Here is a 14,250-nt window from a genome sequence, read left to right on the forward strand (position 1 = left end):
CGATGAAGTCGAGCTCCAAGAAGTGGGCGGCTCTCGCCGGTATCGCCAGCGTCGCGCTGGTGATGACCGCGTGCGCGCCCGGTACGACCGGGGGAGACAAGGGCGGCAGTGAGTCGCCGTCGGCGCTTCCGGCCACGGGTTGGGTCGCCGCAGACCGCGACGCCATCAAGGACGGCGGGACGCTGAACCTCCCGCTCGACGAGACCCCGGCGAACTGGAACCTGTACAACCTCGATTCCGGCACCGTCGACGACAACACCATCTCGAGCCTCTTCCTGCCCGGATTCGTCGTCGTCACCGAGGACGGCAGCTGGGAAGCCGACCCGAACTACGCGACCTCGGTCGAGCTCAAGAGCGAAGACCCCCAGGTCGTCGAGGTCAAGGTCAACCCCGACGCAGTCTGGTCCGACGGCACGGCCATCGGCGTGCAGGACTTCCAGGGCATGTTCAACGCCCTGAACGGCAAGAACGAGGCGTACGCGCCGACGTCGACCAACGTCTGGTCCGACATCGAGTCCGTCGAGGCCGGCGAGAACGACCAGGACGTGCTGATCACGTTCGCGAACAAGAACGCGGACTGGCCGTCGATCCTCTCGGGCATCTACCCCCGCTGGCTCACGGCGACGCCGGAGAGCTTCAACACCGCGTGGGCGACCGGTCCCTTCGCTCCTGACGGTTCGACCTACGTCTCCGGCGGCGCGTTCGTCGTGAGCAAGTTCGACCCGACGGGCAAGACGATCACCTTCGAGCCGAACGACAAGTGGTGGGGCGACAAGCCGAAGCTCGACACCATCAACTTCAAGGCGACGGACCGCTCGACGGTCGGCCAGGCGTTCGCCAACAAGGAGTTCGACGCGGTTCCGATCAACTCGAGCGTCGACACGCTCGAGTCGGCGAAGGCCCGCTCCGACTCGTCGATCCTGAGCTCGAAGGGTGTGACGTACAGCCACGTCACGCTCAACGGAACCGCCGGCGTCTTCCAGGACGTCGAGGTGCGTCAGGCATTCGCGAAGTCGCTCGACCGTCAGATCATGGCGCAGGCCGTCATCGAGCCGCTGGGCGTCGAGCCCGAGGTCCTCAACAACCTGATCTTCCTCAACGGCCAGAACGGCTACGAGGACGACAGCGCGGACATCGCGTTCGACATCGACGCCGCCAAGAAGCAGCTGGAGGACGCCGGCTGGGTCGAGGGTGACAAGGGCATCCGCGAGAAGGACGGCAACAAGCTGACCGTCCGCCTCGTGATCCCCTCGGAGACCCCGAACTCGGCGATCCTCTCGCAGCAGATCCAGCCGATGGCCGCCAAGGCGGGCTTCGACGTCAAGATCGACACGGTTCCGTCGGCGGACTTCTTCACGAAGTACATCACGACGCAGACCCGTGACTTCGAGGCGACGATCTTCGCGTGGCAGGGTACGCCGTACCCGATCTCGTCGACGGAGTCGATCTTCAACCCGGCCGACTCGGGGCAGAACTTCCCCGGTGTCGCGGACGAGCGTCTGGACGACCTCTGGACGAAGGCGAACGCCGAGCTCGACGTGGATGCACGTCTCGACATCGCGAAGGAGATCGACAAGATCATCATGAGCGAAGCTGTGACGATCCCGCTGGCGGCACGTCCGAACCAGTACGCGGTCGCCAAGGGCGTCGTGAACTACGGTCCCTCGCAGTTCGAGTCGGTCACCGGCACGAACCACTGGGAGAACGTGGGCTGGGCCAAGTAAGCCCGATCCACTCCCCAGAATGGGCGGTCCCTCCGGGGGCCGCCCATTCTGCTACCCGGCCGACGGCGGCGAGTCGGGCATTCGTGCCCGGTCACCGTAGAATCGAGGAGACATGTCCCCACGCGCTCTCACTCCGCTTCAGCCTGCCTCGACGCCGGCTGCGCAGATCCGTAATTTCTGCATCATCGCCCACATCGATCACGGCAAGTCGACCCTCGCCGACCGCATGCTCCAGATCACCGGCGTGGTCTCGGATCGCGACATGCGGGCGCAGTACCTCGACCGCATGGACATCGAGCGCGAGCGCGGCATCACGATCAAGAGCCAGGCCGTCCGCATGCCCTGGGAGCTCGACGGGCAGACGGTCGCGCTGAACATGATCGACACCCCCGGTCACGTCGACTTCACCTACGAGGTCTCCCGCTCGCTCGCGGCCTGCGAGGGCGCGATCCTGCTCGTGGACGCGGCGCAGGGCATCGAGGCCCAGACGCTGGCGAACCTCTACCTGGCGCTGGAGAACGACCTCCACATCATCCCGGTGCTGAACAAGATCGACCTCCCGGCGGCCGACCCGGAGAAGTACGCCAAGGAGCTGGCGTCGCTCATCGGCGGCAAGCCGGAGGACGTGCTGCGGGTCTCGGGCAAGACCGGCGTCGGGGTGGAAGACCTCCTCGACCGGCTGGTCCGGGACATCCCGGCCCCGACGGGCGACGCCGATGCGCCGGCACGCGCGATGATCTTCGACTCGGTCTACGACGCCTACCGCGGCGTCGTCACCTACGTGCGCATGGTGGACGGCAGCCTCTCGCCGCGCGAGCGCATCCAGATGATGTCGACCGGCGCGAACCACGAGGCCCTCGAGGTCGGCGTGTCGAGCCCCGAGCCGACCCCGACCAAGGGTCTCGGCGTCGGCGAGGTGGGCTACCTCATCACCGGCGTGAAGGACGTGCGTCAGTCGAAGGTCGGCGACACGATCACCACCTCGCGGAAGCCGGCCTCCGAGGCCCTTCCCGGCTACACCGACCCGAAGCCGATGGTCTTCTCGGGTCTGTACCCCATCGACGGCAGCGACTATGCGGAGCTGCGCGAGGCTCTCGACAAGCTGAAGCTCTCCGACGCCTCGCTCGTGTACGAGCCGGAGACCTCGGTCGCGCTCGGCTTCGGCTTCCGCTGCGGGTTCCTCGGACTGCTGCACCTCGAGATCATCACCGAGCGCCTGGCCCGCGAGTTCAACCTCGACCTCATCACGACCGCGCCCAGCGTGATCTACGAGGTGCTCACGAGCGACACCGGCGAGACGGTCACCGTCACCAACCCGAGCGAGTACCCCGACGGGCGCATCGGCTCGGTGTCGGAGCCGATGGTCAAGGCCGCCATCCTGCTGCCGAAGGACTACGTCGGCACCGTGATGGAGCTGTGCCAGTCCCGTCGCGGGACGCTGCTCGGCATGGAGTACTTCTCGGAGGAGCGCGTCGAGCTGCGCTACAACATGCCCCTCGGCGAGATCGTGTTCGACTTCTTCGACCAGCTGAAGTCGAAGACGCAGGGCTATGCCTCGCTCGACTACGAGCCCTCCGGCCAGCAGGAGGCCGACCTGGTGAAGGTCGACATCCTCCTCCAGGGCGAGAAGGTCGACGCGTTCAGCTCGATCGTGCACCGTGACAAGGCCTACGCCTACGGCACGATGATGGCCGAGCGCCTGCGCAAGCTCATCCCTCGCCAGCAGTTCGAGGTGCCGATCCAGGCGGCGATCGGCGCCCGGATCATCGCGCGCGAGACCATCCGCGCGATCCGCAAGGACGTGCTCGCCAAGTGCTACGGCGGTGACATCACGCGTAAGCGCAAGCTCCTCGAGAAGCAGAAGGAGGGCAAGAAGCGCATGAAGATGGTCGGTCGCGTCGAGGTCCCCCAGGAGGCGTTCATCGCGGCGCTCTCCGGCGACGTCGAGGGCAAGGACAAGAAGTAGCGGCACCTGCTCGCGCCCGGGGATGTGACTCCGCGCGGCGCGTGGGGGTGTTCGCTCAGGTAACGCGAAGTAGGGTGGAAGTCATGCGGCGCGGGACTTTCCGAGACGACACGGTGGACTATGCGGCCGTGGGTGCGACCCATGCTCCGGATCTGATGCAGTACCCGCCGGAGCGCAGCATCCCGGCGGAGGAATCCTGGCGGATCGGCAGCGGACTCGAGAGGTTCCAGACCGCCGGAGAAGCACTTCTCTCCTGGACGGCGCAGCGTGCCGCCGGTCTGTCCGTCGAAGACGTGCGTCCCGCTCCGGGACCCGCCTACGCCGGTGTCAGCTTCGACGCCGAGGGCAACGCGATCGCGCCGAGCAAGCGCGACGTCGAACAGCGATACGACGCCGAGGGCATGCCGTTCGTCGGCGCGGGCATGACCCTGCACCTGCGCGGTCGGATCGGCGGGATGCGGGCGGACTCCGAGCTCCGGGTGATCTCGGTCACGGAGGAGAAGCGGCGCATCGGCTTCGTGCTCGGCACCGTCGGCGGATCCGTCGTCAGCGGCGAGGAGTCCTTCGACGTCGACTGGCGTGAGGACAACGACGAGGTGTGGTTCACGGTCCGCGCCTTCGACGCGCCGAACGGACTCCTGTACCGCACGGTGCCCGCGCTCGTGAAGCGTCGCCGTCGCGAGCTGTTCGCACGCTACCTCCGCGCGATCTCCCCGCTGTACGCGACGCCCGTCTGATGGCGGGACCGCTTCCCCTCGGAGACCCCGCGCCGACGGACGGGCACCTGCCCGTCGACCTCCCGATCGACACGAGCGTGCCGTTCTCGGCGTACCTGCACATTCCCTTCTGCACCGTGCGCTGCGGATACTGCGACTTCAACACCTACACGTCGACCGAGCTCCGCGGCGCGAAGCAGGAGGACTACGCCTCGACGCTGATCTCCGAGATCGCTCTCGCGCGCCGAGTGCTCGGCGACGCCGGAGCCCTGCGTCCGATGGACACGGTCTTCTTCGGCGGAGGCACGCCGACGCTCCTTCCCGCGGGCGATCTCGCACGCATGCTCGAGGCGGCGACGTCGGCGTTCGGCCTGGCCGCGGGAGCGGAGGTCACGGTCGAGGCGAATCCCGACACGGTGACGCCCGCGGTGGCGCGAACGCTGGCGGCGGCCGGCGTCACGCGGATGTCGGTCGGCATGCAGTCGGCCGTGCCGCACGTGCTGGCCGCCCTCGACCGCACTCACCGTCCGGAGAACGTGCGCACCGCGGTCGCTGCGGCGAAGGACGCGGGTCTCGCGGTCAGCGTGGACCTGATCTACGGGGCGCCGGGGGAGTCGCTGGCCGACTGGGAGGCCTCTCTCGATGCCGCGCTCGCCCTCGAGTCCGACCACATCTCCGCCTACGCGCTCATCATCGAGGACGGCACGAAGCTCGCCCGACAGATCCGTCGCGGCGAGGTCCCGACCCCCGACGACGATCTGCAGGCCGACATGTACGAGCTGGCGGACGCGCGTCTCGCCGCCGGCGGATTCGACTGGTACGAGGTCAGCAACTGGGCACGCACGCCTGAGCAGCGCTCCCGGCACAACCTCGCCTACTGGCGCGGGAGCGACTGGTGGGGCTTCGGTCCCGGAGCGCACAGCCATATGGCCGGGTTGCGCTGGTGGAACGTGAAGCACCCGGCGGCGTACGCGCAGCGGCTCGCGGCATCCGAATCCCCCGCCGCGGGGACGGAGCGACCGGACAACGAGTCGCGCACGCTCGAGCGCATCCTGCTGCTCAGCCGCATCCGCGAGGGGATCGCCGTCGAGGAGGTCCCGGTCACGAATCGGAGCCGCGTCGCCGGACTGATGGCCGACGGGCTCGTCGACCCGGTGGCCGCGGTACAGGGGCGCATCCAGCTGACCCTGCGCGGACGGCTCCTCGCCGACGCGGTGGTGCGCGAGCTCACCGACTGAGCGCGCTCCGCATCAGCCGGGGAGCAGATCCATCCCGGCGGTCCGCCGCTGCGGCACGGTCTGGCTGTCCGTGTCGAACAGACGCGTCAGCCGCCCGCTTCCGTACGCGGGCCAGCCGGGGTCGCCCTGGGTGACGAAGCGCACCCAGGCCGCGTTCATCTCGCGGGCGAGCTCCCGCGGCGCGTCCGGTCCGGCCATGCGCCTCGCCTCCTCATCGCCGAGGCGGTCGAAGACGAATCCCAGTTCCAACGCGTGCGCGGCGCGCAGATCCCGCACCGGGCTCGGCCAGGCGAACTCGTAGACGTGGGTGGTCTCCGGTCGCGCGGCGGCGACGCGGCTCAGCGGCGCGCGCAGCATCATGTCCGTCACGAGCTGCCCGAACACCTCGCCGGTGCCGGCCCCCGGGAACGCGCGGCGGTACGCGGAGACCGCTCGGCGCGGGATCCGTGAGAGGAGCCGGGCCGCCTGCAGCTTGAGCTCGCTGATCCCGGCGAGAGCCTCCGGCGGGAACCAGAGCCGGTATTCATCGGTGTTGCTGCCGATCAGCAGCGGCGTGTCGATCCCGCCGAGCACCTCATGCGGGGAACGCGGGAGGCTGTCGGGGTCGATCGCGAACTGGAACCCGGGTGCCCCGCCGAGAGGGGAGGACCCCGCCGACTGCGCCTTCCGGGCATCGAGCAGCTGCTCGGGCGTGAGGGCGGCGAACGCGTCGCGATCGGCCCGCACACCGAGCCGCTTCGCGAGCTGCGCCGTCACGCGTCCCGCCTTCTTCGCGGTCTGCGCCCGGAGCGGTCCGGACTCGATGATGGCCCGGCCGATCAGCGCCCTCGAGTCGTCACGAGCGAGAAGACCGGCGACGATCGCCCCGCCGGCGGATTCGCCCATCGCGGTGATCCGCTCGGGATCGCCGCCGAACGCCGCGATCTCGCGATGCACCCATTCCAGCGCGGCGGCGGCGTCGCGGAGGCCGAGGTTGCGGGGTGCGCCGTCGAGCACCGAGAACCCCTCGGACCCCAGGCGGTAGTTGATCGAGACGAACACGATCCCGGCCTTCGCGAAGACCGTGCCGTCATAGAGGGGCAGCGCGGCGGTACCGCGCTCGAGCGCCCCGCCGTGGATCCACAGCAGCACGGGAGCGGCGGATGCTCCTGACGGCGCCCACACGTTCGCCGTCAGGATGTCGTCGCCCTCGATGCGCACGGAGCCCAGGAGCTCGCCGATCGCACCCGCGTAGGGAACCTGGGGCGGAGTGGGCCCGAACTGCGTCGCCTCGCGGACCCCGTGCCAGGCGGTGACGGGCTGCGGGGCTCGGAAGCGGTTCTCCCCGAACGGCGCGTCCGCATAGGGGATGCCGAGATAGCGGACGATCCCGTCCTCCTCGGAGCCGCGGACGAAGCCGCTCGACAGGGAGGCCTGGGGAGAGGTGGTCATGAGCGTCATCCTAGGGTCGCCCGCCCAGTACGGAGAATCCCGAGCTGCACGGGGTAGGATTGGCACTCTGAACGTCCGAGTGCCAGCGGGAGGGAAGGCGATGGTCACAGAGCGAGGACTCCAGGTTCTCCGCGCGATCGTGCAGGACTACGTCGAGACCCACGAACCCGTCGGCAGCCGCTCCATCGTCGACCGGCACTCCTTCGGCGTCTCGGCGGCGACGATCCGCAACGACATGGCTCTGCTCGAGGACGAGGAGCTCATCACGGCTCCGCACACCTCGTCCGGCCGGGTGCCCACCGACAAGGGCTACCGCGTCTTCGTGAACCACCTGGCCCAGCTGCGTCCGCTCTCGTCGGCCCAGCGCTCGGCGATCGAATCGTTCCTCGGCGAGCCGGCCGACCTCGACGACCTGATGGTGCGCACCGTGCGCGTGCTGACGCAGCTGACCGGACAGGTCGCGCTCGCCCAGTATCCGTCCTTCGCCCGCGCCCACGTCACGCACGTCGAGCTCGTGGCTCTCGCGCCGAACCGACTCCTGATCGTGCTGGTGACCGATGCCGGCGGTGTGTCGCAGCGCATGGCCGTCCTCCCCGAGATGATCGACGACACCGAGATGGCCGTGCTGCGCGCGCGTCTGTCCGCGCTCATCACCGGGCAGGCGATCGGCGAAGCCTCCGACCGTCTCCAGGCGCTGCTCTCCGCGGAGGAGACGCCGAAGGACCTCGTGCTGCGCGCGATCGCCGGCGTCGTCATGGACGAGCTCGGCAGTTTCCGGCAGGAGCGTCTCGTGATGGCGGGCGCCGCGACGCTCGCGCGGCGGGAACAGGACTTCCGCGGCAGCATCCATCCGCTCCTCGAGGCGATCGAGGAGCAGGTGACGCTGTTGCGGCTGATGAGTGAGATGGTGACCGACGAGCATGGGCTCGCGGCGAGCATCGGCACGGAGAACGCTCCGTTCGGGCTCGGCGAGGCATCGATCGTCGCCAGCAACTACGCCGCGCCCAGCGGCACGGCGCGCGTCGGCGTGATGGGGCCGACACGCATGGACTACCCGAGCAACCTCGCCGCAGCACGGGCCGTGGCCCGCTACCTGTCGCGGATGCTCGACGAAGACGAGGCCGGCCGCTGACGCGGTCGCCACCAGGACACACGCAGAAGGGCGATTGTGGCGGACCACTATGAGGTTCTCGGGGTGTCCCGAGACGCTTCCACCGACGAGATCAAGAAGGCGTATCGACGCCTGGCGCGGCAGCTGCACCCGGATGTGAACCCGGGAGAGGACGCTGCGGAGAAGTTCAAGCTCGTCACGCACGCGTACGACGTGCTCAGCGACGACGAGTCCCGTCGTCGCTACGACATGGGCGGCGGAGACGGCGCGGCCGGCAACTTCGGCGGGTTCGGCGGCTTCGGGGACATCTTCGAGACCTTCTTCGGGGCGGCGCAGGGCGGCGGTCGCGGCGCGCGTCCGCGCTCGCGCCGCGAGCGTGGTCAGGACGCCCTCGTCCGCGTGACGCTCGACCTGGGCGACGTCGTGTTCGGCGCCCACCGGGACATCGAGGTCGACACCGCCGTGCTGTGCGAGACCTGCCAGGGGTCGTGCTGCCAGGAGGGCACCTCGCCGGTCACGTGCGACATCTGCGGCGGCTCCGGTCACGTGCAGCGCCAGGTGCGCAGCCTGCTCGGCAACGTCGTCACCTCGCAGCCCTGCGGCACGTGCGAGGGCTACGGCACGACCATCCCGTACCCCTGCGGCACCTGCGGCGGACAGGGTCGTGTGCGCTCGCGCCGCACCGTGTCGCTCGACATCCCCGCCGGCGTCGAGACGGGCCTGCGTCTGCAGCTGCCCGGTTCGGGAGAGGTCGGCAAGGCCGGCGGCCCGAACGGCGACCTGTACGTCGAGGTCACCGTCAACGCGCACCCGGCGTTCAGCCGTGAGGGCGACGACCTGCTCGCCACGCTCGAGGTGTCGATGACGGATGCCATCCTCGGCACCGAGACCACGATCCAGGGGCTGGACGGCGAAGTCGACCTCGAGATCCGCGCCGGCGTGCAGTCCGGAGACGTGCTGACCATCAAGGGCCGAGGCATCACCCCGCTCCGCGGCACCCAGCGCGGCGACCTGCGGGTGGGCGTGCAGGTACTGACCCCGACCAGGCTGGACTCCGCGCAGCGGGCGCTGATCGAGGACTTCGCGAAGAAGACCAAGGCGCCGGATCCGCAGCTGGCCCAGTTCCAGCAGGGCCTCTTCTCCAAGCTCCGCGACCGCTTCCGCAGCCACTGATCATGGCCCTGCACTTCCTGGTCGAGTCGTCCACGGATGCCGCGGTCGGAGACCTCGTGTCGCTCGCCGGTGCCGAGGCGAAGCACGCCGCCGTCGTGCGTCGGCTCCGCGTCGGCGAGGCCGTCACGGTCGGCGACGGAGCGGGTGTCTGGCTGACGGGCTCTGCCGAGGAGGTCTCGCCGACACGTGTCGAGGTCCGCATCGCGGAGCGCGTCGAGCACGCCGCCCCCGCGCCCAGAGTCGTGCTGGTGCAGGCCCTCGCGAAGGGGGACCGGGACGAGCTCGCTGTGCAGGCGGCGTGCGAGCTCGGCGTCGACGAGATCGTGCCGTGGCAGGCGAGTCGCAGCGTGTCCCGCTGGGAGGGTCCCAAGGCCGTGAAGGGCCGCGAACGGTGGGCGACCATCGTGCGCGAAGCCGCCAAGCAGGCCCACCGCGCGTGGCTCCCCGAGGTCGCCGCGCCGGTCTCGACGAAGCAGCTCGCGGAGCGGGCGGGTTCGCAGCGGGTGCTCCTGCTCGATCCCACGGCATCCGTCCGTCTGTCCGAGATCGAGCCGGACGGACGCGATCTCGTGCTGGTCGTCGGACCGGAGGGCGGGATCTCGGACGAGGAGCTCGATCGGCTGACCGAGGCGGGCGCCGAACGCGTTCTCCTGGGCGACACGGTGCTCCGCACCTCGACGGCGGGACCGGCGGCCATCGCCGTGCTGTCGGTGGCTCTCGGCCGGTGGTGACCCCGCTGCGGCGCGGCGAGAGGCCCAGGGCTGCGACGACGTGGCGATCAGTAGACTTGAAGGCATGACGGAACCTTCGATCTTCACGCGCATTCTGAACGGGGAGATCCCTGCCGAGATCCTCGGTGAGACGGACCGCCTCTTCGCGCTGCGTGACATCGCGCCGCAGGCGCCGGTGCACCTCCTCGTGGTGCCGAAGACCGCGGAGTACCGCGACGTGACCGAACTGGCCGCCGGGGACCCGTCGCTGCTCGCCGAGATCGTCGCCTTCGCGACGGAACTGGCCGCGGAGCACACCGAGGACGGCGACTTCCGTCTCGTCTTCAACACCGGCGCGAACGCCGGACAGACCGTATTCCACGTCCATGCCCACGTGCTGGCCGGCGGATTGACCGAGAAGAGTGTCGGTGCCTGAGAACCACGAGCCGCAGGAGCGCAGCCTGGGCGGTCGACCGCCCGAGTCGGTCGAGAAGATCTATGCCGACGGCGTCGCCATGGTGCAGCTGCTCGGACCGCAGGACCGCCTGTTGCGGATGCTCGAGAAGGAGCACCCCGACGTGCAGGTGCTGGTGCGCGGCAATGAGATCACCCTCAGCGGCGACACCGACGCGGTCGCGAAGGCGCGAGCCCTGGTCGACGAGCTGCTGGCGATGACCAGGGCCGGACAGGACCTGGCGCCGAGCGACGTGTCCAGCTCCGCGCGCATGCTGCGGCAGGAGGGCGGCCCCCGCCCGAGCGAGGTGCTCGGAGAGGCGATCCTGACCACCCGCGGCAAGGTGATCCGTCCGAAGACCCTCGGGCAGAAGGAGTACGTCGACGCGATCGAGGAGAACACGATCGTGTTCGGGATCGGCCCTGCCGGAACCGGCAAGACCTACCTCGCCATGGCGAAGGCCGTGCAGGCGCTCCAGCGCAAGGAGGTCACCCGCATCATCCTGACCAGGCCGGCTGTCGAGGCGGGGGAGCGGCTCGGGTTCCTCCCCGGCACGCTCACCGACAAGATCGATCCGTACCTGCGTCCCCTCTACGACGCGCTCAACGAGATGATGGACCCCGAGATCGTCCCGCGCCTGATGGCGACCGGAACGATCGAGGTGGCGCCGCTCGCCTACATGCGCGGCCGCACGCTGAACGATTCCTTCGTCGTGCTCGACGAGGCGCAGAACACGACGCCGGAGCAGATGAAGATGTTCCTCACGCGCCTGGGCTTCGGCACGCGGATGGTCGTCACCGGCGATATCACCCAGGTCGACCTCCCGCAGGGCTCCTCGGGGCTCCGCCTGGTCACCCGGGTGCTCGACGGCATCGATGACATCCACTTCTCACGACTCACCAGCGACGACGTCGTGCGGCACTCGCTGGTCGGTCGCATCGTCGACGCCTACAGCGAGTACGACGAGAAGCGCACCGCGCAGCGGTTCGAACGCGAACAGGCGGCCGAGTTCGCCAACCGCGCCGACCGCAGGGGAGCACAGCGCCCCGGACCCCGTGACCGCATGCCGAAACGAGGACTCTCATGATCGAGATCAACAACGAGTCGGCGATCGACGTCGACGAGACCGTGCTGCAGCGACTGACGGACTACAACCTCGCGCAGCTGCATGTCAGCCCCGATGCCGAGGTGGCCATCGTCCTCGTCGACGAGGGCGCCATGGAGGCGCTCCACGTGCAGTGGATGGACGAGCCGGGCCCCACGGACGTGCTCAGCTTCCCGATGGACGAGCTCCGTCCCGGCACCGAGGACCGGCCGACCGCTCCCGGCCTGCTCGGCGACATCGTGCTGTGCCCGCAGGTCGCGGAGGCGCAGGCGCAGGCCGCGCACCACACCCTGATGGACGAGCTGATCCTGCTCACCACCCACGGGCTGCTCCACCTGCTCGGTTTCGATCACGCAGAGCCCGACGAGGAGCGTGAGATGTTCGGTCTGCAGAAGGAACTGATCCAGGGCTTCGCGGCGGCTGAACGCCGACGATGACAGCCGTCCTCCTCCTGATCGCCGCCGTTCTGCTGGTCGCGTTCGGCGGTCTCATGGCCGCGATCGACGCCGCGTACGGTGTGGCCTCCCGAGCGAACCTCGCCGACATGGCGACGGAGGGGCGCCGGGCCAAGGCTCTCGGTCGCATCGCGGCCGACCTCGACGCGCACGTCAACGCGGTCGCCTTCATCCGTGTGCTCGCCGAGGTCACGGCCGCTGTCCTCGTGACGGTCGCCTTCACGATGCTGATCGACAACAACTGGTGGGCGATGCTCGCCGCCGCCGTCCTGATGACCGCGATCACCTTCGTCCTCGTGGGGGCGAGCCCGCGATCGTTCGGACGCCAGCACGCCGAGGGGATGATCCGCGGCACCGCCTCCATCGTGCGCGGACTCCGCATCTTCCTGGGGCCGCTGGCCCAGGGGCTCGTCGTGCTCGGCAACCGGGTGACCCCCGGCACCGGCCGCAGCTCCTTCGCGAGCGAGGACCAGTTGCTCAGCATGGTCGACGAGGCCGCCTCGAACGATCTGATCGAGGAGGACGACCGCGACCTCATCCACTCGGTGTTCGACTTCACGGACCAGTTCGTCCGCGCGGTGATGGTGCCCCGCACCGAGATGGTGACGGTCGACGCCACGGCGACCACCGATGAGGCGATGGCACTGTTCCTCAACCGCGGTGTCTCGCGCATGCCCGTCGTCGACGACGAGGCCGATGACGTCGTGGGAGTGCTGTACCTCAAGGACCTCGTGCAGTTCGCGTACCGCGACGACAGCGCCTGGCGCGCGGCCTCCATCCGCCCGATCGCCCGGCCCGCGACCTTCGTGCCGGAGTCGATGCGTGCGGAGACGCTCCTCCAGCAGATGAAGCGCGACGCCGTGCATGTGTGCCTGGTGATCGACGAGCACGGCGGCATCTCCGGCCTCGTTACTCTGGAGGACCTGATCGAGGAGCTCGTCGGGGAGATCTCCGACGAGTACGATCAGGTATCCGCCGAGTTCGTCGATCTCGGCAACGGACGTTACCGCGTGAGTGCCCGACTCTCGCTGGAGGACGTGGGCGATCTGTTCGGCCTCGAGCTCGAGGACGAGGACGTCGACTCGATCGGCGGTCTGCTCGGCAAGGCGCTGGGACAGGTGCCGCAGCCGGGTGCAACGGCGACCGTGGAAGGCTTGGTCCTCACGGGCGGAGCATCCCGTGGTCGTGGTCGCGGAATCGCGACGGTGTTCGTGGAACGTGCGGCGGGGGAACCCGACGCTTCGCAGGATGAAGGAGATCGAGACGATGACTGAGGACACCCGAAGTGGTTTCGTGACCTTCGTCGGCCGGCCGAACGTCGGCAAGTCGACGCTGACGAACGCGCTGGTGGGCGAGAAGATCGCGATCACCAGTGAGAAGCCGCAGACGACCCGTCGAGCGATCCGGGGCATCGTGAACCGGCCGGAGGGTCAGCTCGTGATCGTGGACACCCCCGGCATCCACAAGCCGCGCACGCTGCTCGGCGAGCGGCTGAACGACCTCGTGGAGCAGGTGCTCGGCGACGTCGACGTCATCGGATTCTGCGTGCCCGCGAACGAGAAGGTGGGCCCGGGCGACCGGCGCATCGCCGCGTCGCTCGACGGCTACCCGCGGGCGAAGAAGATCGCGATCGTGACGAAGACCGACGTGGCTGCGCGCGACGAGATCACCGAGCGGCTGCTGGAGGTCGACGCGCTGCGCGAGGACTGGGACGCGGTCATCCCGCTGTCCGCCCTCACCCGAGACCAGCTCGAGGTGCTCTCCGACGAGATCCTCCTGCTGATGCCGAAGGGCCCCGCTCTGTACCCGGAGGGCATCACGACCGACGAGTCGGACGAGGATCGCATCGCCGAGATGATCCGCGAGGCGGCTCTCGACGGCGTGCGTGACGAGCTGCCGCACTCGATCGCCGTCGTGATCGACGACATCGCCCCCCGCGAAGGCACGGACCTGACCGACGTGCACGCGTCGATCGTGGTGGAGCGCGACAGCCAGAAGGCGATCATCATCGGGCACAAGGGGAAGCGTCTCAGCGATGTCGGAGCGCGTGCGCGCAAGGGCATCGAAGAGCTCCTCGGCACCCGCGTCTTCCTCGGCCTGCACGTCAAGGTCGCCAAGGAATGGCAGCGCGATCCGAAGCAGCTCGGCAGGCTCGGCTTCTGAGATG

Annotated in this window: 13 protein-coding genes; 12 read left to right on the forward strand and 1 reads right to left on the reverse strand. The window is 69.1% G+C overall.

Going from position 1 to position 14,250, the window contains the following annotated elements:
• The first annotated feature begins 2 nt into the window (after positions 1-2).
• From AC07VM_RS14525 to hemW, 4 genes are all read left to right on the forward strand, one after another.
• A complete protein-coding gene (locus AC07VM_RS14525; protein WP_267414954.1) occupies positions 3-1,724 on the forward strand; it encodes an ABC transporter family substrate-binding protein in 1,722 nt (573 codons plus the stop codon).
• Positions 1,725-1,836: 112 nt separating this feature from the next.
• Entirely contained in the window at positions 1,837-3,690 is a 1,854-nt protein-coding gene (lepA, locus tag AC07VM_RS14530; RefSeq protein ID WP_267414953.1) for a translation elongation factor 4, read from the forward strand.
• 83 nt (positions 3,691-3,773) lie between these two features.
• Positions 3,774-4,427 (forward strand): DUF1990 domain-containing protein, encoded by a 654-nt coding sequence (locus AC07VM_RS14535; protein WP_267414952.1) that lies wholly within the window; start codon positions 3,774-3,776, stop codon positions 4,425-4,427.
• Complete coding sequence (hemW, locus tag AC07VM_RS14540; RefSeq protein ID WP_494911919.1) at positions 4,427-5,644, forward strand: radical SAM family heme chaperone HemW; 1,218 nt, start codon at positions 4,427-4,429, stop codon at positions 5,642-5,644. Before AC07VM_RS14535 ends, hemW begins: the two co-directional genes overlap by 1 nt.
• A gap of 12 nt (positions 5,645-5,656) precedes the next feature.
• Here the strand turns inward: hemW and AC07VM_RS14545 are convergent, their stop codons facing one another.
• Entirely contained in the window at positions 5,657-7,075 is a 1,419-nt protein-coding gene (locus AC07VM_RS14545; protein WP_494911920.1) for a carboxylesterase/lipase family protein, read from the reverse strand.
• Between the two features lie 100 nt (positions 7,076-7,175).
• On the opposite strand from AC07VM_RS14545, the gene hrcA reads away from it, so the two are divergent.
• From hrcA to era, 8 genes are all read left to right on the forward strand, one after another.
• A complete protein-coding gene (gene hrcA / locus AC07VM_RS14550; protein WP_267414949.1) occupies positions 7,176-8,207 on the forward strand; it encodes a heat-inducible transcriptional repressor HrcA in 1,032 nt (343 codons plus the stop codon).
• A 36-nt stretch (positions 8,208-8,243) separates the two neighbouring features.
• Positions 8,244-9,359 carry a molecular chaperone DnaJ gene (gene dnaJ / locus AC07VM_RS14555; protein ID WP_494911921.1) on the forward strand — a complete coding sequence of 372 codons (1,116 nt, stop codon included), beginning with the start codon at positions 8,244-8,246 and terminating at the stop codon, positions 9,357-9,359.
• Positions 9,360-9,361: 2 nt separating this feature from the next.
• Positions 9,362-10,090, forward strand: a complete 729-nt coding sequence (locus AC07VM_RS14560) for a 16S rRNA (uracil(1498)-N(3))-methyltransferase (protein ID WP_494911922.1) — start codon at positions 9,362-9,364, stop codon at positions 10,088-10,090.
• Positions 10,091-10,154: 64 nt separating this feature from the next.
• Positions 10,155-10,505, forward strand: a complete 351-nt coding sequence (locus tag AC07VM_RS14565) for an HIT domain-containing protein (RefSeq protein ID WP_267414945.1) — start codon at positions 10,155-10,157, stop codon at positions 10,503-10,505.
• Between the two features lie 79 nt (positions 10,506-10,584).
• Positions 10,585-11,610, forward strand: a complete 1,026-nt coding sequence (locus tag AC07VM_RS14570) for a PhoH family protein (RefSeq protein ID WP_267418555.1) — start codon at positions 10,585-10,587, stop codon at positions 11,608-11,610.
• Positions 11,607-12,065: an rRNA maturation RNase YbeY gene (ybeY, locus tag AC07VM_RS14575; protein ID WP_267414944.1), complete on the forward strand. Its 459-nt coding sequence runs from the start codon at positions 11,607-11,609 to the stop codon at positions 12,063-12,065. Before AC07VM_RS14570 ends, ybeY begins: the two co-directional genes overlap by 4 nt.
• Positions 12,062-13,357: a hemolysin family protein gene (locus AC07VM_RS14580; protein WP_494911923.1), complete on the forward strand. Its 1,296-nt coding sequence runs from the start codon at positions 12,062-12,064 to the stop codon at positions 13,355-13,357. Before ybeY ends, AC07VM_RS14580 begins: the two co-directional genes overlap by 4 nt.
• Positions 13,332-14,246, forward strand: a complete 915-nt coding sequence (gene era, locus AC07VM_RS14585; protein WP_494911924.1) for a GTPase Era — start codon at positions 13,332-13,334, stop codon at positions 14,244-14,246. The genes AC07VM_RS14580 and era overlap by 26 nt, the downstream gene beginning before the upstream one ends.
• The last annotated feature ends 4 nt before the right edge of the window (positions 14,247-14,250 follow it).

The sequence above is a fragment of the Microbacterium sp. GW821-FHT01D02 genome (assembly GCF_059422585.1).